This window comes from Nitrososphaera sp., assembly GCF_037447015.1.
Lineage (GTDB): Archaea > Thermoproteota > Nitrososphaeria > Nitrososphaerales > Nitrososphaeraceae > Nitrososphaera.
On record NZ_JBBIHK010000037.1, the window covers coordinates 1 to 18,856 of the forward strand.

At 56.4% G+C, this 18,856-nt stretch carries 21 protein-coding genes; 8 read left to right on the forward strand and 13 right to left on the reverse strand.

The annotated features are described in order from the left end of the window. A partial coding sequence (locus WKI84_RS10810; RefSeq protein WP_337863565.1) for a hypothetical protein occupies positions 1 to 274 on the reverse strand: 274 nt, incomplete at its 3' end. 1,185 nt (positions 275 to 1,459) lie between these two features. Between WKI84_RS10810 and WKI84_RS10815 the strand changes: the two genes are divergently transcribed. Next, positions 1,460 to 2,938, forward strand: coding sequence for an alpha/beta fold hydrolase (locus tag WKI84_RS10815; RefSeq protein WP_337863566.1), 1,479 nt, complete (start codon positions 1,460 to 1,462; stop codon positions 2,936 to 2,938). Positions 2,939 to 2,954: 16 nt separating this feature from the next. Here WKI84_RS10815 and WKI84_RS10820 read toward each other — a convergent pair whose 3' ends face one another. Then, on the reverse strand, positions 2,955 to 3,401 hold the full coding sequence (locus WKI84_RS10820; protein ID WP_337863567.1) for a CBS domain-containing protein: 447 nt from the start codon (positions 3,399 to 3,401) through the stop codon (positions 2,955 to 2,957). A gap of 132 nt (positions 3,402 to 3,533) precedes the next feature. After that, positions 3,534 to 3,974, reverse strand: coding sequence for a universal stress protein (locus tag WKI84_RS10825; RefSeq protein ID WP_337863568.1), 441 nt, complete (start codon positions 3,972 to 3,974; stop codon positions 3,534 to 3,536). A gap of 109 nt (positions 3,975 to 4,083) precedes the next feature. Between WKI84_RS10825 and WKI84_RS10830 the strand changes: the two genes are divergently transcribed. Together WKI84_RS10830 and WKI84_RS10835 are read left to right on the forward strand one after the other, a co-directional pair. Next, a complete protein-coding gene (locus WKI84_RS10830) occupies positions 4,084 to 4,593 on the forward strand; it encodes a universal stress protein (protein ID WP_337863569.1) in 510 nt (169 codons plus the stop codon). A gap of 13 nt (positions 4,594 to 4,606) precedes the next feature. Continuing rightward, positions 4,607 to 5,047: a hypothetical protein gene (locus WKI84_RS10835; RefSeq protein WP_337863570.1), complete on the forward strand. Its 441-nt coding sequence runs from the start codon at positions 4,607 to 4,609 to the stop codon at positions 5,045 to 5,047. On the opposite strand, the gene WKI84_RS10840 is transcribed toward WKI84_RS10835, so the two are convergent. Both WKI84_RS10840 and WKI84_RS10845 read right to left on the reverse strand, forming a co-directional pair. Further along, positions 5,044 to 5,625: an isochorismatase family cysteine hydrolase gene (locus WKI84_RS10840; RefSeq protein WP_337863571.1), complete on the reverse strand. Its 582-nt coding sequence runs from the start codon at positions 5,623 to 5,625 to the stop codon at positions 5,044 to 5,046. The genes WKI84_RS10835 and WKI84_RS10840 overlap by 4 nt on opposite strands. A gap of 84 nt (positions 5,626 to 5,709) precedes the next feature. Continuing rightward, complete coding sequence (locus tag WKI84_RS10845) at positions 5,710 to 7,095, reverse strand: nicotinate phosphoribosyltransferase (protein ID WP_337863572.1); 1,386 nt, start codon at positions 7,093 to 7,095, stop codon at positions 5,710 to 5,712. Positions 7,096 to 7,355: 260 nt separating this feature from the next. On the opposite strand from WKI84_RS10845, the gene WKI84_RS10850 reads away from it, so the two are divergent. Next, the gene (locus WKI84_RS10850) at positions 7,356 to 8,051 is read left to right on the forward strand and encodes a phosphoribosyltransferase family protein (protein WP_337863573.1); all 696 of its coding nucleotides are present in this window, start codon (positions 7,356 to 7,358) and stop codon (positions 8,049 to 8,051) included. Positions 8,052 to 8,054: 3 nt separating this feature from the next. On the opposite strand, the gene WKI84_RS10855 is transcribed toward WKI84_RS10850, so the two are convergent. Further along, entirely contained in the window at positions 8,055 to 8,210 is a 156-nt protein-coding gene (locus tag WKI84_RS10855; RefSeq protein ID WP_337863574.1) for a hypothetical protein, read from the reverse strand. Between the two features lie 119 nt (positions 8,211 to 8,329). Here WKI84_RS10855 and WKI84_RS10860 point away from each other — a divergent pair, with 119 nt between their 5' ends. Then, on the forward strand, positions 8,330 to 8,815 hold the full coding sequence (locus WKI84_RS10860) for an adenosine-specific kinase (protein WP_337863575.1): 486 nt from the start codon (positions 8,330 to 8,332) through the stop codon (positions 8,813 to 8,815). Here WKI84_RS10860 and WKI84_RS10865 read toward each other — a convergent pair. After that, positions 8,786 to 9,460 (reverse strand): alpha/beta hydrolase, encoded by a 675-nt coding sequence (locus WKI84_RS10865; RefSeq protein WP_337863576.1) that lies wholly within the window; start codon positions 9,458 to 9,460, stop codon positions 8,786 to 8,788. The genes WKI84_RS10860 and WKI84_RS10865 overlap by 30 nt on opposite strands. A gap of 112 nt (positions 9,461 to 9,572) precedes the next feature. Here WKI84_RS10865 and WKI84_RS10870 point away from each other — a divergent pair, with 112 nt between their 5' ends. Then, positions 9,573 to 10,082 carry an Hsp20/alpha crystallin family protein gene (locus WKI84_RS10870; RefSeq protein ID WP_337863577.1) on the forward strand — a complete coding sequence of 170 codons (510 nt, stop codon included), beginning with the start codon at positions 9,573 to 9,575 and terminating at the stop codon, positions 10,080 to 10,082. A gap of 4 nt (positions 10,083 to 10,086) precedes the next feature. Next, positions 10,087 to 10,545, forward strand: coding sequence for a CBS domain-containing protein (locus WKI84_RS10875; protein ID WP_337863578.1), 459 nt, complete (start codon positions 10,087 to 10,089; stop codon positions 10,543 to 10,545). A gap of 13 nt (positions 10,546 to 10,558) precedes the next feature. Here WKI84_RS10875 and WKI84_RS10880 read toward each other — a convergent pair whose 3' ends face one another. Both WKI84_RS10880 and meaB read right to left on the reverse strand, forming a co-directional pair. After that, positions 10,559 to 11,023: a universal stress protein gene (locus tag WKI84_RS10880; protein WP_337863579.1), complete on the reverse strand. Its 465-nt coding sequence runs from the start codon at positions 11,021 to 11,023 to the stop codon at positions 10,559 to 10,561. A 307-nt stretch (positions 11,024 to 11,330) separates the two neighbouring features. Next, complete coding sequence (gene meaB / locus WKI84_RS10885) at positions 11,331 to 12,335, reverse strand: methylmalonyl Co-A mutase-associated GTPase MeaB (RefSeq protein ID WP_337863580.1); 1,005 nt, start codon at positions 12,333 to 12,335, stop codon at positions 11,331 to 11,333. 175 nt (positions 12,336 to 12,510) lie between these two features. Here meaB and WKI84_RS10890 point away from each other — a divergent pair, with 175 nt between their 5' ends. After that, the gene (locus tag WKI84_RS10890) at positions 12,511 to 14,184 is read left to right on the forward strand and encodes a CoA-transferase (RefSeq protein WP_337863581.1); all 1,674 of its coding nucleotides are present in this window, start codon (positions 12,511 to 12,513) and stop codon (positions 14,182 to 14,184) included. A gap of 29 nt (positions 14,185 to 14,213) precedes the next feature. On the opposite strand, the gene WKI84_RS10895 is transcribed toward WKI84_RS10890, so the two are convergent. The 4 genes from WKI84_RS10895 to WKI84_RS10910 all read right to left on the reverse strand — a co-directional run bounded on the left by WKI84_RS10895 (position 14,214) and on the right by WKI84_RS10910 (position 18,567). Beyond that, positions 14,214 to 14,702, reverse strand: a complete 489-nt coding sequence (locus tag WKI84_RS10895; RefSeq protein WP_337863582.1) for an acetyl-CoA carboxylase biotin carboxyl carrier protein subunit — start codon at positions 14,700 to 14,702, stop codon at positions 14,214 to 14,216. Beyond that, positions 14,687 to 16,234 (reverse strand): biotin carboxylase N-terminal domain-containing protein, encoded by a 1,548-nt coding sequence (locus WKI84_RS10900; RefSeq protein ID WP_337863583.1) that lies wholly within the window; start codon positions 16,232 to 16,234, stop codon positions 14,687 to 14,689. The genes WKI84_RS10895 and WKI84_RS10900 overlap by 16 nt, the downstream gene beginning before the upstream one ends. Before the next feature lie 204 nt (positions 16,235 to 16,438). Beyond that, positions 16,439 to 17,980, reverse strand: coding sequence for a carboxyl transferase domain-containing protein (locus WKI84_RS10905; RefSeq protein ID WP_337863584.1), 1,542 nt, complete (start codon positions 17,978 to 17,980; stop codon positions 16,439 to 16,441). Between the two features lie 233 nt (positions 17,981 to 18,213). Further along, the gene (locus tag WKI84_RS10910) at positions 18,214 to 18,567 is read right to left on the reverse strand and encodes a hypothetical protein (protein ID WP_337863585.1); all 354 of its coding nucleotides are present in this window, start codon (positions 18,565 to 18,567) and stop codon (positions 18,214 to 18,216) included. Positions 18,568 to 18,856: the final 289 nt, after the last annotated feature.

The window sequence follows — 18,856 nt, forward strand, 5'->3', positions numbered from 1 at the left end:
ATGGGCTGTTTACACGGTGGTGAAATGAAATTTGCCAAAGTTCAGTTCCTATATCGTTAGCGAGCTCCTCTCCGATTATCTTTATGCGCTCATCTTCAGTGGACATTACCTCCAGCAACTCTTCAGGCTTTAGAGATGTATCTGTGGAGATAGACAGTTTGTCTGAATGTCTTGCATCTTCGGCCCGTTCCAATAGATATTGCTGAAAGGTATTTCCAGTATAAAAAGCCTCTAAGACAAGTGAATACATCCTCGTTGAGCGCTCCACTGTCACAGTCCTGCTGAATAAGCATTAGGATATGCGATTTTTATACTCACAGAATCATGCAGAGCCTCCCTCTGTTCCGCTTTGAATAAAGAGATTGAGGAAACCCGTACGAATGGCGAAACTGGAGGAAGCCGAATTGACATTCTTGTTGAGAGGGCACCAAGAATCTTGCCGTGGCCTTGATAATCATATTCTACGCTGGTAACTCTGCGGCTGATTTACCACATTTTCCCTCGTAATATCACTAGTGATCCGCCGAAGAATCACCAGTGTCCTTATCCACTCCCCTCCTCCCACCCGCCATCCAAGCGGCAAACGAGCCGCAGACGTTGTTGCAGTATGGAGGTTTGGACGCTGTTAAATTCGTGACTGATCGCCAGCTCTTTATGAAAAGAAAGAGAACGTGAAATCCGCCGCCTTGATGCTTCTTTGAAGGCATTTTCAGCAAATAGGATAAGGGGCGTCCGGAAAACAATGCAGAATGGTCTACCGCTGTACGTTGCCCCGGCTCGCTCTGCTGTCAGGACAAAAACTTCAGATAATGCGACGTACCCGTTGGCGCGGCCGGCAGTTGTTTGTCGCTCCAGCATATCGTTCTACTTGGCTAGCCTGCCGTAGAACTGCCCGGCGTACATGAAAAAGTCTCGCCAAGGCTTCACGGTGCTTCAAGCGGCAGTTTGGCGCATCTTAAGTGGTGCCTCTCTCTCTATTTACCATTTTGATTGCTCTTCTGAATCTCTGAATGAAGGGCAATCGCACTTCATGCACGGTTCTGGGTATTCAGGGTCGGAATTCCACTCGTGAGCCTCTCTATCATGTCTGCATTCACAGACACTGCTCATGCATGATTATGGGCAGGCCACGTTATTTCCTTTTCTGTAAAGGTTCTGCCAGACTAGCAGCTGATGGGACATCTTCTCCAGGTTGCGCTACCCTCCGCAGATTTGGCAGCACATCATCATAAAAAGCGTAATTTCATGTAGATGAACCCCTTTCCGACTTGCCTGCAGGAGGTGCTACTGCTGCTGCAAAGTTGTCGCTGGGCGCCATATCCTGTATCCCTCTGCTGTGACTCGCTCGACCAATGCGAATGCTGTACAGAACAAGAAGAACAGAAACGACACAATGCATTGCATTGCAATGCAACCCCGACCTTTATTAGACAACTGCCAGATACTCACATACACACACATGCGAGCCCCAATGCCGCCGTCTTTTGACAGGCCGGGCCAGTTTGCCGCGCTCGGCCAGATTGCAACGTCCCTTCTGGACGCCTATCTGGACGGGATCCGGCTTGCAAACGCCTACCAGGGGATTTATGAAAAGGCGTTCAGGCGCGCCGTTGACGAGGAGAGGGAGCAGGCAATCGAGCTCACGATGGGGGGCGGAGGCAAAGGGACGGCTGTTGCGCCCGGCAACGTGATCGAATCGACGTACAACAGGTGGCTGAAAAATTCAGACGACGAGCTTGAAACAGAGCTAAAGTCAGAGCGGTTCGCATCGACGCTCTGGCAATACGCAAAAGACCTTCTGGAACTGCGCTCTCTCATGAGGAAGGCTGGCTATCCTGTAAGTCACCTGGACAGGATGTTTGACTTTTACGTGCGAAGCCACATGGTCCTCTCCCTGGTGCCAAAGGAATACCATCTGGCCCCCTTTGACGTGGTGCACAGGAATGGAAAGACAAGGCTGCTCCATTACCGCGCGCCAGAGCGCGCCGACGGCAGCAGCAGCGGCGGCAAAGCCGAAGGAGACTCTCGCATCGCCAAAAAGCGCCGCCCCCTCCTCATCATCTACGCTCCAATCAACACCTTCCACATCCTGGACCTCAACCCGAAAAGGAGCGTGGTGAGGAACCTGCTTGCGTCAGGCGGCCTGGACGTATACATGCTCGACTGGGGGTACCCCGACTGGAACGACGACGCCCTGTCGCTGGACGATTATCTTGGGTATGTCATAGAGGCAGTCAACGTCATAAAAAGTGAATCGGGGTCTGACAGGGTGTCGATCCTTGGCTACTGCTGGGGAGGCATTGTGGCCCTCATCTACGCTGCGCTGTTCAACGACAGCGTCCGAAACCTGGCGCTGATGGCGACGCCAGTGGATTCTGGCAAGGACAGGACCATACTCGCCAGCTGGGCAAGGGCGGGAGACGTTGACGCGCTGATGGACGAGTTTGGACACATGGACGGGCAGGTGCTCGACCTGGCGTTTCTCATGCGAAACCCTCTCAGGTACGGGTTTGACAAGTACATGCGGTTTTTGCAAAGGTCGTACGATGCCGAGTTTGTCGACACCTTTGTCGACGTTGAAAGGTGGCTGTACGATACTCCGCCGATCCCCGGCAGGCTTTACCGGCAGATCATAAACGACTGTTACAAGAGCAACCTTCTTGCGCTGAACCAGCTGGAGGTCACGACGGCAAGCGACGACGACGGCAGCAGGAAGCGCAGGGTCGACCTTGGAAAGGTGTCTGCGCCGCTGCTGACCATAGTCGCAGAAAAAGACGACCTCGTTTCCCCCGAAGCCTCGACCTCTGTAAACTATTATGTCTCGAGCAAGGACAAGTCGGTGCTGCAAAGTCCGGGCGGGCACGTGGCGCTGTGCATCGGCGCCGGGGCGCACAAGAAGCTGTGGCCGCAGGTGGCAGACTGGTTCCTCTCGCACTGAAAGAAAAAGGCATCTTCTACAGGGGCGCACCCATCTCCTGCTCGTCTATCAGACCCTGTAGGATCCGGGCCTTGACTTCGTCCATGTCCATGTTTGAGCGGAGGTATTTGTTCAGGTCTGACGGGGCGAGTATGCCGACCATTTTCCTGTCTGCGTTCATCACTATCAGGTGCCTTACCTTGTTGGCAAGCATGAGGTCGGCAGCCGTTTCAACGGTTGCGCGCGGATCTATGGTCGCTATCGGGAAGGACATGATTTCGTTTGCCCTTTTTTCCTTGCTGCTTATGCCCTGCGCGCACACCCTGTGCACCAGGTCGCGCTCGGTGATTATTCCAAGGGGCTCCACCTCCACCTGGTTTTTCTTGTCCACGACGATTACAGAGCTTATTCTCTTGTCCTGCATCTTTTTGGCAGCCTCGTATGCGGTTTCAAGCAGGTCGATTGTTTCCACCTTGGTAGACATTATTGCTTCAACAGAATTTTCCACGGATCAACTATGAGGCGATCTTGTTATTTTGTTTTTCCTGATCGCTGCTGATGCGGGCCGGCCGGCCGAGCGGATCAAAAGCAGGCTATCTGGACCTGCTCATGATGACTATCTGACGACCAGCACGGGGCATGACGCGTACATCAGGACTGCGGAGGCGACGCTTCCGAGGTATAGCCTTTCAATGCCCGGCCTGCCTTTAGATCCGATCACTATCAGCTCCATCTTTTGCTCGTCAGCATATCTGGTTATTTCGTATTGCACAGGACCTGATGTTTCGGTCCACTCTGTCTTTACCTTGACGTTGTTCTCGCCTGCTTTTCTTTTGATGCCTTCAAACCATTTGCCCGTTTGTTCCTGAATGCGCCTGCGGTACTCTTCTTCCAATCCTGTGCCGGGATGGTTTCTCTCGTCGTTGAAAGTGAACGGCACGACGACATGCAGGACCGTCAGCTCGGATCCGTACTTGCTTGCAAGCGAGATGGCAACGTCTGCGGCATTCATGGACTGCTCAGAGCCGTCGATGGCTGCAAGGATCCTCTTGAACATGATGTGCAAACGAAAGGAAGGCGGCGGCACTTTGTTTTAAGACATCTGTTTGTTTTGCATTGCACTGCATACATATTTCTTAAAGGGCTAGTCGCTGCAGCGGGAGGCATTGGTCGGCAGCAGCAACAGCAGCAACAATGACAATAACAATAACAAAAGCGGCAAGCCCATCACAAAGATACTCGTCCCGGTGGACGGCTCGGAAACGTCCATGCGGGCCGCCAGCCTGGCTGTGGACGTGGCCGGAAAATACGGCGCGCAGATCATCGTGTTGCACGTGATAAACATCGATCAATACCTGCAGTCGATTGGAGCCTACCGCCTGTCATATCCAGACCCGATAAAGAAAAGGATCGAAAAAGCCAGGGGCGAGGCGGCCAGGTGGTTTGGCGAAATTGAGCGCAATGCGGAACAGAATAAAGTTCCTGTAACCTTTCAAGTCATCGACACGCCGCTTTCGGTCGTAGCGGCGATAGTGAACTATGCAGAAAGCGAGAAGGCCGACCTGATAGTGATAGGCACGAGGGGGCGCTCTGGCTTTGCAAAACTCCTCCTTGGCAGCGTGGCGTCGGGCGTGGTCACGTACGCGCCGTGCCATGTCATGGTGGCAAAGAGGTGAGCAGAGAAGGGCGATGAGGAGCACCGTGCTTTCCAAAAAGCAGCTTTCGCTGCTCATAGATGACTGCATACAGGACGTCAAGGGCAACGGCGGCATCAAGGTCCAGTCGCTTGGGAACCTGTTCCGGACCGTCGGGATGATAAACAAGGACAATACGATAGTGGCGCTCTCCTCGCCCCTGACGTCCGCAGGCATGGTCCTGACCTGGTTTGGGATCTCTGGCGTGATGTCCATGCTGACCCCAGACGTCAGGCAGAAATACGAAAAGATGCTCGACCTGTCGTCAAAGGAGCTGGCCGAGCTGCTTGCGATGCTGAAGGAGGAATTGTGCGAAAGGAGACAAGAGCGCGCGGCAAAGGTGATAGAGATAATAGCGCGGCTAGATGCGCTGTGGATAAAGCTCGACGAAGAGATAAGCCTGCTCAAGACGCACTCTGCTGAAAGCGAGACCTAGAGGCTCCTGATTATGTTGGAGGTCGTCTTCACCTTGGCGCCATAGACGTTTTTCATGTACTCCAGGCCGGAGACGTGATCATGTTCTGTGAACGCGTCGACCCCGTCCTCTGCCACCACGATGTCCAAGTTCCGCACGAACGCGTCGTATGCCGTATGCCTGTCGCAGATGTTTGTGTGCAGGCCGGTTATCACCACCGCGTTGGCTCCCTTGCCTCCATAGACCCCTTTTAGCGCCCTGTCAAGGCCGGTGCCGTCAAACGCACTGTAGGCCCTCTTTGGGATGACGTAATCGACCCTATCGTCGGGCCTGAGTTCCTCTATCGTCTGCGCGCCTTTCGTGCCCTTCATCGCATGTGGGCCCCACAGCTTCATCTCGTAGGTGTCTATCGGCAGGTGCTCGTCGTTGCAAAAGAACACCGGCACTCCCTTTTCGTGAGCCGCCGCGACGAGCCGGCGGATGTTGGGTATCACCCTTGCGGCTCTGGCGCACTTTAGCTTCCCGTACACAAAGTCGTTGAGCATGTCGACTACGAGGATAGCATAGCGAGCCTGTTCTTTACGGGACTGCCTGGCCATTTTTTCGTCTTCCTCCCCGCACATCCATTGGACGGCAATCAATATACAGGTTTGCGCCGGCGGCCTGCTGCCTCCTCCTTCTCCTCATGACCTGTGCTGGAACTCCCTGGCGACCCTTTCCAGCCTGTCGCTGAACAGGACTGGAAACGACGCTACTGTCAGGTCAATGTCTGTAAATTCAGCAGGCAGGGTTCTGACCTGCTGCCTGTGCAGGTTCTGCACTGCCTGCAAAGAAGGGATGTCGCGCACAAGCCTGCCGTTTTCGACGTACTTTTTCAGCAGGGGGAAAGACCCTTCCGGGGCAGGCTCGTCTTCAAATGCCACCAGGTCTGACCGGATGGCAAGGCCACCTTTTTCGATTGTGCGGTGTACCTGCCTTGGCCCGGGGTAGGTCTTTTTGCCCGGGCTTGTCTTGAGCTTGTACAGCACTTTTTCTCCTTCTCCTCCTCCTGCTCCCTTTAGCTTGACTGCGACGAGCTTGTAGACGCCGTTCATGGCAGGGTCGTCGCGGGAGGTGACAAGCTCTGTCCCGACCCCGAATACGTCGATAGGCGCTCCCCTTTCGACCAGCTCTTTGATGATGTGCTCGTCAAGGTCGCCGCTTGCCATTATCCTGGCGCCCCGGTATCCGGCGTCGTCGAGTATCTTGCGCGAGCGGGTGCTCAGCTCATAGAGATCTCCGCTGTCAAGCCTTATGCCGCCGATGGGCAAGCCTGAGCTGACTATTTTTTCCACAGCCTTCAAGGTGTCGTACGTGTCGACGAGCAAAAAGCTGTTTGGGAACACCTTTGAAAACTCGGTAAAGGACTCTAGCTCGCTCTCAAAGTTCATCACAAACGAGTGGGCCATCGTGCCAAAGGCAGGGATGCCGAGCCTTTCTGCGGCAAGCGTGTTTGAAGTCCCCGTGCAGCCCCCGATAAAACTTGCGCGGGCAGCCAAAAGGGCGGCCTGCGGGCCGTGGGCCCGCCTGAAGCCAAACTCTACGACCTGCCTCCCCTTTGCGGCGTTTACGATGCGCGACGCCTTTGTGGCTATCAGGCTCTGGAAGTTCATCATAGACAGCACGTACGTCTCTAGCAGCTGGGCCTCGATTATCGGGGCCTCGACGCGGATAAAGGGCTCGTTTGGGAACATGACGGTCCCCTCGTCCGCCGCCCATACGTCACCTGTGAATTCAAAGTTCTCCAGATACCCAAAGAAATCATCGCTGACTGGCTTGAAGGCAGGAAGCGATTTCAAATAAGAAACCTGCTCCTCTGTGAACCGGAGGTTCAGGACATAGTGCAGGGCCTGCTCAAGCCCTGCCGAGACCATGTACGACCTGTTGCGCGGGAGCCGGCGCACGAACGCTTCGAAAACTCCCCTGCGCGCTGCCTGCCCCGACTCAAGGTAGGCGGCTGCCATGGTGAGCTCGTACAGGTCGGTTGCAAGGGCAAGGTCGCCAGATACATCCAGGCCGCGCGGCTCCATCTCGTACCAGGGGATGGAAAAGTTGCATATTAAACAAGACGGTTCTGCTGCAATTCACTGCAATGCAGGGCATTCTGCCAACATATAGCGTAAATATGCCCGGTTGCAGCATTGGGAAAAAAGCAGAGGGCGGCATATATGTGTGCGTGCGTGTGCATGCGGGCTTCAGAGACGAGGAGCTCATCCATTGAACAAAAAGAACATCCTTTCCACATGGGAAAGACGGCAGCGATGGTGGAGGTGGAGGAGGCATCATCATCATGAAACGCCATAAAGAAAATGCTGACGAAGGCCCGGTTCCCTCCGTCTTTAGGGACAGGCGCCAGGCCGGTGCCATCCTGGCAAAAAAGCTGCAGGAGAGGTACAGGTTTGCTGAAAAGCCCCTGGTGCTTGCAATCCCGCGGGGAGGCGTGGTGACAGGCGACGAGATAGCGTCCCGGCTCGGGGCAGATCTCGACGTGATCGTTTCAAAAAAGGTGGGAGCACCCGGCAACCCCGAGCTTGCCGTGGGCGCAGTCATGCACGACGGCAGCTTCTTTCCAAACACGGGCATAATCGAGGTGCTCCGGGTCCCGCAGGCATACATAACGCAGCAGATAGCAGAGAAAAAGATAGAGATAGAGCGGCGCCTTGCCAAGTTCAGGGGCGGCAAAGACTATAGCCTTGAAGGCAGGACAGTCATCCTGACAGACGACGGCGTGGCCACGGGCGCGACCGTTTTTGCGGCGATCAACTGGCTCAAGACACAAAAAGTGAAAAAGCTGGTGGTGGCGATGCCCGTGGGGCCTGCTGACACCCTTGAGAGGATCAGGCAGATCGTGGACGAGCTGGTGGTCATACACGCGCCGGAAGACTTTGCGGCGGTGGGCGTCTTTTACGAGGAGTTTGCACAGGTCAGCGACGACGAGGTGGTGGAGATAATGGGCAGGTGGCGCCAGCGCCCCGGGCTGTCTTGACCTTTACGCTTTCCTCGTGCCCTTGATCCTTTTATGGTGCCCTGTTTCTGGGGACGGGACCTGCGTGTTGCCGGCCTTCTTTGTCGGCCTTGCCTCCTCGTCAAGCTCCATGTCCTTTGCCTCCTCGGCTCCGATGTGAAACTCGCGCTTTTTTTCCATGCCTGCCCTGATCGTGGAGGAGGGTCTATTTATCGTGCAGGAATTCATTGCAATGCAATACAATGCAATGCAAAGATAAATCCCGGTCTGCCCTACATGCAGGCTGTAGGTAGTAGGACATGGAGCTAGCGACCGTCAAGATACAGCCCCCAGAGGGGGCGCAGCTGGTGCTTGCGCAGAGCCACTTTATCAAGACCGTAGAAGACGTGTACGAGTGCATGGTCAACTGCGTCCCCGGAATCCGGTTCGGCCTGGCGTTTTCCGAGGCGTCCGGACCCTGCCTGGTGAGGTGCGCCGGCAACGACGCCGAACTGGAAAAGCTTGCGGCCGACTATGCGTACAGCATCGGCGCCGGCCACGGGCTCGTCATCCTGATGAAAAACGCGTTCCCGATAAACGTCCTCCCGCGCCTGAAGGAGGTTCCGGAACTGGTGAACGTGTTCTGCGCAACTGCCAACCCGGTCGAAGTCATACTCGCAGAGACGGCACAGGGCAGGGCGATCCTCGGCGTCGTCGACGGCTTGCGGCCAAAAGGGATCGAGGACAAAAGAGACGCAGAGGAGCGCAAGCAGTTCCTAAGGAACATCGGCTACAAGATGTCTTAGGAACCAGTCCCTTGCAAGCCGGGCTACCTCGTCAAGCTTACCGGGCTCTTCAAAGAGGTGGCTGGCGCCGGGCACTATGACAAGCTTGCATTCTGCCTTTTTCATTTTTGCCATGGCGTCCCTGTTCATTTCTATCACCGGCTCGTCCCGACTGCCGACAATCAGGAGCGTCGGAGCCTTTACCTTTCCAAGCGCGCCCTCTGCAAGGTCGGGCCGGCCTCCACGTGACACAACCGCCTTTACGTAAGAGGGGCGCTCGGCCGCAGCCACAAGCGCTGCCGCAGCGCCCGTGCTTGCCCCGAAATATCCTATTGCAAGGTCTTTTACTGCCTGATTGTTTTCAGCTACGAGCCAGTCAGTCACGCCTGCGAGCCTGCGCGCCAAAAGCCCGATGTCAAACCTCAGGTGCATCGTGTAGGCGTCGACCGCCTCCTCCTCTGCGGTCAAAAGGTCAAAGAGGAGCGTCGCCAGGCCGGCCTGATAGAGCACCTCGGATACCTGCCTGTTCCGGGGGCTGAACCTGCTGCTCCCGCTCCCGTGGGCAAACACGACTATCCCTCTTGGCGGTGGACGGGGCGGCGGCAGGAAAAGGTTCCCCTCGAGCACCACGCCGTCGCCAGCTGCAATTTTGACTGTTTGCTGCATCGCCTGTGACGGCAGTTAGTTGGTCGGGCCTGCGTAAAAACCCGAGTGTATGCTCTGCAATGCACTGTATGCCCGGCCCTCAAATATGGACGGACGGGTAACCAACGACCATATGGCATCTGAAAAGCCAGAAAAGAAAAGAGAGCTGCCAGTGCCTGTCCGCTTTGACGCCTGGTTTGAGGACATGAGACGGAACATCGAGCAGGAGATGGAGAGGGCCTTTTCGCTCCCATGGCCCCCTGCGCTAGAGATGAGGTTTCCACGGATGGCCTTTGCGTCCTGGCCGCAAATCAGGGCCCCGCTGTGCGATGTCGTAGACAGGGGAGACAGGTACGAGATGAGCATGGAGGTGCCGGGCATCGAAAAAGAAGAGGTTGACGTAAAGGCGGGAAGGCATTTTGTAGAAGTGTCTGCGCAGCAGTCGGAGAAGAAGGAGGAGAAGGGCAAGAACTACCTGTACAACGAGCGGTCCTACCGGTCGTTCTACCGCAGGGTGCCCCTCCCTGAAGAGGTGGTGCCTTCCAGAGTCGAAGCCAAACTCGTCAACGGCATACTGAACATAAGCGTACCCAAAAAGACGGTGGCAAAGGCCGAAGAAGAGTCAAAAGTGGAGGTCAAATAAGGACATGACCACCAAGGAAAAGATGATCAGCGTCGAGTCCATAATGACCCACCTGCCGCTTGAGACTGCCGCCCAGTCAAAGAGCGTCCACGACGTTGCCATGCAGATGAACAGCGCAAACAAGGGCTCCGTAATAATCGTAGACGACAAGGACCGGCCGCTGGGCATAATCACGGAAAGGGACATTGTAAGAAAGGTGGTTGCGCAGGGCAAGGATGCCAGCAGGGTAACGGCGGGGGAGGTAATGTCCAAGCCACTCATAAGCGTCGACCCAGAGGTCAACATATACGACGCCGCGCTTGTGATGACCAAATACAGGATAAGGAGGCTTCCTGCCGTGAGGGACAACGAACTGCTTGGAATAGTCACGGCAACCGACTTTGCCCGGCACCTGTACGAAAACAACAAAAAGGACCCTATGCTCCAGGCAATGTCCCGGTTTGTGCTGATAGAGCACGCCTGACTTACACGCTCGCTCAACGGACAACGAGGACGGGGCATCCTGCATGCGACGCCACGCCAGAGGCGACGCTGCCGAGGAGGCGCTTCTTCAGCCCGGTCCGGCCTTTCGTGCCCATCACTATGAGGTCGATGCCATGCTCCCTGGCATACTGCACGATTGTGTCGGCCACCGATGCAACGTTAAAGAGCGTTTCTGACTCGACCTGTATCCCTTTTTCGCTAGCCATCTCATTCACCTGGCTGTACCACAGCTCTGCATGCCTCCCTGCCTCCTCAAGGTAGGGAGTCAGGATGTCTATGCCGCTCTTGTGTTCCATGTATGGCAGCGTTGCCACCGCATGGATGCAAACAACCTTGGCGCCTGTCATGGCTGCAAGGTTTATCGCGTACCCTGCCGCAGACAGGGAATAGTCTGAACCGTCAAGCGGGACCAGTATCTTTTTGATCCCTGTGGCTTCAGTGATACCTGGAGTAGTCATGCCAGACTCCTTTCAAAGAAGGAAGGCGGCCCTCGCCGGATCTCTTGCCGTCACAATGCATTCCCTCCGCTCCCCTGTCTTTTTGCAGGCCGTGATGACCGCCATGACTGCATCAGAAAGCCGGATATCATGCTGCGTTATGACGACAGGCGGGCTCGTAGGCTCGCCAACTACCAGCTGCTGAAGAAGATACATAGAGCTGCTGTATACAGACATGCATTAATGCGCGGGGTATGCAGTGCATTGCATTGCAAAGAAGTAAGTACGCTTTTTAGAGGAAAATTTACTTACTGCTCTGATGTTTCGCCTATCTCTTTTTTCTGCATTTGCCTGCAGCTCTCATCATCAGTTTCTTGGCCACGTCGTGACTGCTGACCTTTCTGGCAACCATGCTTTCAATGTCCTTTTGAACCTTGATCTTCTCCATCTTCCTGGCCAACTCTTTTCTCATTTCCTCTTCAATGATCTTCTCGACTTCGTTCAGGGCCATCGTCCTTTCTCTCTGCGCCAGCTCTCCGCTCGCCTCAAGATGCCTGCGGTGCTCCTCGATGGACCTGGCCAGCTCGGCCACCCCCTTGCCCGAGGTGGCAGTCACCTTTACCACCCTTGGAACCCAGCTGCCGTAGTGGCCGGTCTCTAGCATGTGGCGCAGGCTGGTTGCAGTCCTGTCGGCCCCTGCCAGGTCGGACTTGTTGACTACAATGATGTCGCCTATCTCCATCAGGCCGGCTTTCATGGCCTGTATGATGTCCCCGCTTTCTGGCTGGACTACCACGACCGTGGTGTGCACAGTCCTAGAGATGTCAGTCTGCGTCTGGCCTGCGCCGACAGTCTCTATGATTATGCAATCCGCACCTGCGGCGTCCATTATCTTGATGGCGTCGCAGGCAGCCCGCGGTATCCCTCCCGGGCTTGCGCGGGATGCCATGCTCCTGATGAATATGCCCCGGTCTCTGGAGGCTTCTCGCATCCTCACCCTGTTCCCCATGAATGCCCCGCCAGAGGAGGCAGAGGAGGGATCGATGGCGATTATGCCCACTGTCTTCCCGCCCCCGCTGCCTTCCTTGCGCAATTGCAGGGCCAGCCTCTCTATCAGGGTGCTTTTCCCGCACCCCGGCGGGCCCGTGACGCCGATCACATGGGCCCTGCCGGTGCGGTGCAGGACCGAATTCACTATTTCACGCGCCCTGTCAGAAGAGTTTTCGGCCTCGCTTATCAGCCTGGCCAGCCTTGCCCTCCCCTTTCCCTCAAAGGGATTCCTTTTCTTTTTCCGGCCAGGCCGCACTGCTGCTGGCGTTTCTGTTGCGCCCATGAGAGCCACGATGGTTCCGGGCAGCAAGTACGCGATAATAAAGCAGACGTAGGAGAGTGTTCTGCTCTGGAAGAATGCGCAGCAGAACACATCGATGCTTTTTCTCCTCCGTGCAGGGCGCCTTGCGAAACTTACTTTAGCAAGTTTTGCACGGATATATGCCTGTCACGCAAAAATGTTCTGCTCCAAGCTCGCCGACGCTTTTAACGTCCTTGCGCACGTCAGGGACGATTCCATCATGGCAATCTCGGGCTTTAACATGGCCACCACCCCGGAATACCTGATACTGGAGCTTTACAGGCGATATTCTGAAACAGGCCATCCGTGCAACATTTTCATAATTTCAGACACGCTGCCGGCGATGCCGGGGAGGGGCCTTGATTACGTCGCGCAAAAAGTGTACGAGGATAAAGATCAAAAGTTCCTGCGCGGGATCCTCGTGCCCTTCCTCGGCTTTTCCCCCTGGCTCCAAAAGCTGACGTCTGAGGACAGGATAGAGTCCTACGGCTGGCCCATAGGCATCACTGCCTACTGGTTCCGTGAAGTGGCGTCCGGGAGGCCCGGGCTTTTGACCAAGATCGGCCTTGACACGTTCCTTGACCCAAGGAACGAAGGGGCCGCCCTGAACGGCAGGGCGCAAGCTGCAACGTCGTGCAAAGTCGGCGTCATCGACATCGACGGCGAGGAGCATCTTCTCTACAGGGCCCCCAAGCCCAACTATGCGCTGATCAGGGCGACGACGGCAGATGAGAGCGGCAACCTGTCGATGGAAGACGAGGGGACGAGGGGGACCGTCTTTAGCATCGCCCAGGCCACCAAGGCCCGGCCAAACCCCGGGATCGTGATCGCCCAGGTCAGGTGGCTCGCCAGGGCCGGGACGATAAACCCCCGGGACGTGGACGTCCCCAGCCCGCTCGTGGATTACATGGCAGTCGCCCCTAGGCAATACCACTGGCAGACAGGCACCATCGAGTACGACCCGCGCATCTCGTACAAGGTGGTCCCGCCGATAAGCCACGACCCTGCAGCCGATAGCAGCAGCTTTGGCATCAGGCCGCCTGCGATGGCTGAAAAGGTGATTGCCAGAAGGGTGGTCCTCGAGCTGGCCCGGCTGGCTGTGGAAAAGAAGGGTCCTGTCCTGGCCAACCTGGGCATAGGGATCCCTGCCTTTGTGTCTGCGGTTGCAACCGAGGAGAACGTGACCGAGTACATACAGACCGTGCTTGAATCGGGCATCTGGGGCGGGCTGGCCCTTTCCGGCCCCGACTTTGGGCTTGCGATAAGCCCGTTTGCGCTTTCGACGATCCCGGACATGTTCTCCAACTTTGAAGGCGGGATAATCGATGCCGCCTCCCTGGGATTCCTGCAGGTCGACAGGGAAGGGAACGTGAATCCGTCCATGCTGCCCGACAGGATATTTGGGCCCGGCGGCTTTCCTGTAATAGCCGGCGGGGCGCCCCGGACCTATTTTGCAGGCGCTTTTACGGCAGGAGGGGGCCAGTTTGCCGTTGGAAACGGCAGGCTGCAGATAGTGCGCGAAGGGACGGTGCAAAAGTTCGTCGATAAAGTGCACAGGGTGGTCTTTAGCGGCCGCCAGGCAATCAAGTACGGGCACGAGATCCTCTACATCACAGAGAGGGCAGTCTTTTCACTGACGGAGAAGAAAGGGATAACACTCGAAGAGGTGGCCCCCGGCGTCGACATCGACAGGGACATAAGGCGAATGATGGGCTTTGAACTCCGCACAAGCCCAAAGATAAAAGAAATGGATTCCCGGCTCTTTGGAGAAGGGAGGATGGGCCTGAAAGAAGAGATGGAAAATTCCGTCCTCAAGAGGAGCGGCAGCTAATGGACGCAGGTAAAAAAAGTTAGCTCCTCTCATTCAAAAGTAACGAGAACGTCCCCGCTCTTGACAAGCTGCCCCTTTGTGACCCTGACCTCCCTGACCTTTCCCCTTGCCGGCGCCTTGATCTGATTTTCCATCTTCATCGCCTCCAGGACGACAAGGGTCTGCCCCCGGGCCACCTCGCTTCCAGCGGCAACTGCGACGTCGGCTATCTGGCCGCTTATGGGTGCCCGCACCTCCCTGACCATCCATTCGTCCTCAGAACTTTTGGATACGAGGTAGGCCACGCCGCTTATTATCATCAGCGAAGGCTCTCCCTCCTCGTAAAAGTCCAGGAAAAACTGCTTTCCGTCTATCGTGATGGAGCGTATGTCGCCGCCGCTGCCGGTATCTCCATTTTCTCCTTCTCGTTCTTCGACTTTCAGGTCGACCTGCCTCCCATTCACCACTGCCCTGTTTCCGGTTACCTCCACGGCGTACGCCTTTCCGTTGACCTGTAGTACCTTCATCTTGACTGCCACCTGCTGCTGCCGCCGTGGAGGTAACCTCGCTGGATGGCATCGTGCGCCTGCACTATGCCGTCGAACCTGCTTGCAAGCCAGGGATCGCTTGCCCTCTCTTCTTTCTTCTGGAACCGGATCCTCTTTCTTGGAAGAAGCTGGGACAGTATCGCCGCAGCCTCTTCACCGTCTCTTGGAGAAAAGTACTCTAGCCCGTCAACAAAGGAGGTGTCGTATTCGCCGCTGATGAACCGGGGATCCCTCAGCGCAGACAGGTGGAAAGGTATGGTCGTCGGCACTCCCGAGATCCTGAATGATGCCAGCGCGCTGATCATCTTTTCTATCGCCCCGGCCCGGTCTTTTGCAGAGCAGATCAGCTTGGCCACAAGCGAGTCGTAAAAGGGCGGTATAGAGTATCCGGCGTACAGGGCAGTGTCGACCCTGACGTCTGCCCCTGCTGTCACGCTGCCGCCGGCGGCCGGAGGCGGAGGCAGGAATCTTGTCACCCTGCCCGGAGAGGGGGCAAAATTCAGTGGGTGCTCTGCGTTTATTCTGCATTCTATCGCATGCCCCCGGGGCCGTATGTCATCCTGCTTTACGCTCAGCCCCTCCCCAAGGGCAATCCGGAGCTGCTGCCCGACAATGTCTATGCCGGTGACCTGCTCGGTTATCGGGTGCTCCACCTGGATGCGTGAGTTTACCTCCATAAAGTAGAACCTTCCTCCCTTGAACAGGAATTCGACTGTGCCTGCGCTGGTGTATCCCACTTTCTCCATTATCTTGATTGCAGTTCCTGCCATCTGCTCCCGCAGGCCGGCTGTCAGCGCAGGCGAAGGCGTCTCTTCTATCAATTTCTGGTGCCGCCTCTGGATGGAGCATTCCCTCTCACCAAGGTGCACGAGGTTTGAGCCGTCGCCTAGCACCTGCACCTCGATGTGGCGGGGGTTCTCCAGGTACTTTTCGACGTATATCCTGCCGGCGCCAAAGCTCATCAATGCCTCGTTTGCCGACGAGGCAAAAGCGCTGCCAATCTCCTCCTGCGACCTCACCACGCGGAGGCCCCTGCCGCCGCCCCCCTTTACCGCCTTTAGCATGACGGGGTAGCCTATCGACGCTGCAAGCTGGGCGGCGTCATCCTCAGCGCGCACCTCTCTTCCGGGGAGGATGGGCGCGACTGCTGACGCGACCTCTCTTGCCTTTGCCTTGTCGCCGGAAAGCATCAGGGTGGCAGGCGACGGCCCCACAAAGACGAGCCCTTCATCCTCGCACATCCGGGCAAACTCATAGTTTTCGGCAAGGAACCCGTAGCCGGGGTGCACCAGCTCGCAGCCGAGCTTTTTTGCCGCGGCGACGATCCTGTCCATCCGGAGATAGCTCTCTGAAGGCAGGCTGCCGCCTATTCCTATCGTCTCCTTGCAATATTTCAGGTGGAGCGAGGACGCGTCGGCGTCAGAGTATATGCCGCACGGCTCTATGCCGAGCGCAGAGCACGTCCTTGCAACCCTCACTGCAATCTCGCCCCTGTTTGCAATGAGGATCTTCTTTCCTGCCAAGCGCAGACCATCCACGGCGCAATTCTTCTTAAGACTTTTGGAGGGTGGACGAAACTGGAACCCGGCGTAAATGAAAAGAAAGATGCCGCACCGCCGCCGTAAAAGGGATTTCGCTTTTCATAGATGCCCTGTTCTCTGCAGCAGGTCGTCGTGCTGCCACTCTCTCTCTCTCTCTCTCTTTCACATTTGCCGGCTGCCTGCAATCTAGACCGGGATGTTGCCGTGCTTTCGCCTCGGCCTTTCGACCCTCTTCCTGTAGATTGCTTCAAGCGCAGAGATCAGGCGCGGCCGGGTCTCCTTTGGCTCGATGACTGCGTCTATGTAGCCTTTTGCCGCGGCTATGTAGGGGTTGGCAAACCGCTCCCTATAGTCCTGCACAAGCTCTTCCCTTTTTTCGGCCGGGTTTGCCGCGGCCGAGATCTCTTTTCTAAAAATTATGTTGCAGGCGCCCTCCGGCCCCATGACCGCAATTTCGGCCGTCGGCCACGCCAGGTTATAGTCGGCGCCTATGTGCTTGCTGTTCATGACGCAGTAGGCGCCGCCGTACGCCTTTCTAGTTATGACCGTGAGCTTTGGCACCGTGGCCTCTGAAAACGCGTAGAGCAGCTTGGCGCCGTGCCTGATTATCCCGCCCCACTCCTGGCCTGTCCCGGGGAGGAAGCCGGGCACGTCGACAAACGCCACCAGGGGGATGTTGAAGCAGTCGCAGAACCTGACAAAGCGGGCGGCCTTGTCGCACGAGTCGATGTCGAGCACGCCGGCCAGGACCTCGGGGTTGTTTGCCACAATGCCGACAGGGCTCCCGTTCAGCCTCGCAAACCCGACTGTGACGTTCTTGGCCCAGTGCTTCTGGACTTCAAGAAAATCGCCTTCGTCCACGACCTTTCTTATCACGGCGCCGTTCATGTCGTACGGCCTGTTCGGGCTTGGGGGGAGGACCGAGTCAAGCCCTGGATCCTGGCGGCCGGGGCTGTCCCTTGGGGAGGACAGGCGCGGAGGGTCTTCGAGGTTGTTTGCCGGAAGAAAGGAGAGGAGCCTCCTCAGTATCGAAAAGCAGTCCTGCTCGTCCTCGGCCAAAAAGTGGGCGACGCCGCTTCTGGCGTTGTGGACCTCGGCGCCGCCGAGCTCGCCAAAACTCACGTTCTCCTTTGTCACCTCCCTGACCACGTCCGGTCCCGTGACGAACATGAACGCAGACCTTGTCATGATCACAAAGTCGGTGATGGCCGGCGAGTAGACGGCCCCGCCTGCGCACGGGCCCATTATCAGCGAGATCTGCGGCACGACGCCGGACGCAGCGACGTTTCTGTGAAAGATCTCTGCGTACCCTGCCAGGCTCGTCACTCCCTCCTGTATGCGCGCCCCTCCAGAGTCGTTTATCCCGATGATGGGGACGCCCTGCTTCAGGGCGAGATCCATTATCTTGCAGACCTTGCCGGCAAAAGCCAGTCCCAGCGAGCCGCCAAGGACCGTAAAGTCGTGCGCAAAACAGTACGCCAGGCGGCCGTCCACCTTGCCGTAGCCGGTGACCACGCCATCGCCCAGGATTTTCTTCTGCTCCATGCCAAACTCGTGGCAGTCGTGGAGCACAAACTGGTCAATCTCTACGAACGTCCCGGGGTCAAACAGCGAATCGAGCCTCTCAAAGGCCGTCATCTTGTTCTTGTCCTTCTGCTCTTTCTGCTTGTCCTTGCCGCCGCCCAGCAGGTGCTCGCTCCTCTTTTTCTCGAGATCGGTAAAATCCACGGAGAATAGAAGGGGGCTCACGTCGGTAAAAAGTTTTCAAGTAATCTGTGGCAAGCCCCCGGCCAGATGGCCCGGGATCTTGGGCAGCGCATACATTCTCTCTCTACTGGTCCATAAGGTGGCCTGGTTGCAGGCGCAAAATCGGCGGCAGGCTCTAGCCGCGCGCAGATGCATGCACAGCCTTCCTTCTTATTCTTCTGCTGCTGCGCGCCAGCAAGCGTTTTTGCAGAAGCTCACGCTGCAAATGGTACAGTGACCTTGATCGCTTGTGTCGAAACGTCAATGTCTGCCTTGACCTGGGCGTGCTCTTCAAAGATCCTTTTCAGTACGTGCTTGACGATGAGGGCCGAGCCTGAATCAAGTTGAATTTCGCTCTGGTACGTTATCTTGCCCTCGCCAAGCGTGACGTGATATGTTGGAGCAAGCGGCCTTGCGACTTCTTCGAGGGTCGAAAGCAAAGAGTAGAGGTTATTGCTTTCATGCCTGTTTTTTGCTGCCTGCTTCAACAAATCAAAGAACACGTCGCCAAGGACTGCATGCACAGGCGCCTTTGCGCCGTCCAGCTTGACATGACCTCTGGATCTCATTGCTAAATAGGACACGATCCTGAATTTAAGATTTCACCATTCTGCGCTACACTTTCCAGAGCTTTGCCAATAAACAGCCTGGTTCTGCAATAAAGACAGGTGAAAATCATATGTATGTACTGTCCAACCCGCAGCGAATGGCACGGCCATGGCAGGACGTTTTTTGTCAGCTGCTATATAGTAGTCTGGCAGGGCCTGTGCATATTACTTGGTACAAACGCGCTAGTACCCCGCAAAGTCCTCGGTGCGGATGGCCTGCACTGGCACTCCCATCTTCAAAAGGGTGCTC

Coding starts and splice junctions, on each gene's coding strand:
- WKI84_RS10870 (WP_337863577.1), top strand. CDS start 9,573: ATGGCATCTGAAAAGCCAGAAAAGAAAAGAGAGCTGCCAGTGCCTGTC.
- meaB (WP_337863580.1), bottom strand. CDS start 12,335: ATGGGCGCAACAGAAACGCCAGCAGCAGTGCGGCCTGGCCGGAAAAAG.
- WKI84_RS10825 (WP_337863568.1), bottom strand. CDS start 3,974: ATGTTCAAGAGGATCCTTGCAGCCATCGACGGCTCTGAGCAGTCCATG.
- WKI84_RS10815 (WP_337863566.1), top strand. CDS start 1,460: ATGCGAGCCCCAATGCCGCCGTCTTTTGACAGGCCGGGCCAGTTTGCC.
- WKI84_RS10860 (WP_337863575.1), top strand. CDS start 8,330: ATGGAGCTAGCGACCGTCAAGATACAGCCCCCAGAGGGGGCGCAGCTG.
- WKI84_RS10910 (WP_337863585.1), bottom strand. CDS start 18,567: ATGAGATCCAGAGGTCATGTCAAGCTGGACGGCGCAAAGGCGCCTGTG.
- WKI84_RS10890 (WP_337863581.1), top strand. CDS start 12,511: ATGTTCTGCTCCAAGCTCGCCGACGCTTTTAACGTCCTTGCGCACGTC.
- WKI84_RS10835 (WP_337863570.1), top strand. CDS start 4,607: ATGAGGAGCACCGTGCTTTCCAAAAAGCAGCTTTCGCTGCTCATAGAT.
- WKI84_RS10880 (WP_337863579.1), bottom strand. CDS start 11,023: ATGACTACTCCAGGTATCACTGAAGCCACAGGGATCAAAAAGATACTG.
- WKI84_RS10865 (WP_337863576.1), bottom strand. CDS start 9,460: ATGCAGCAAACAGTCAAAATTGCAGCTGGCGACGGCGTGGTGCTCGAG.
- WKI84_RS10855 (WP_337863574.1), bottom strand. CDS start 8,210: ATGGAAAAAAAGCGCGAGTTTCACATCGGAGCCGAGGAGGCAAAGGAC.
- WKI84_RS10840 (WP_337863571.1), bottom strand. CDS start 5,625: ATGGCCAGGCAGTCCCGTAAAGAACAGGCTCGCTATGCTATCCTCGTA.
- WKI84_RS10845 (WP_337863572.1), bottom strand. CDS start 7,095: ATGGAGCCGCGCGGCCTGGATGTATCTGGCGACCTTGCCCTTGCAACC.
- WKI84_RS10820 (WP_337863567.1), bottom strand. CDS start 3,401: ATGTCTACCAAGGTGGAAACAATCGACCTGCTTGAAACCGCATACGAG.
- WKI84_RS10875 (WP_337863578.1), top strand. CDS start 10,087: ATGACCACCAAGGAAAAGATGATCAGCGTCGAGTCCATAATGACCCAC.
- WKI84_RS10850 (WP_337863573.1), top strand. CDS start 7,356: ATGAAACGCCATAAAGAAAATGCTGACGAAGGCCCGGTTCCCTCCGTC.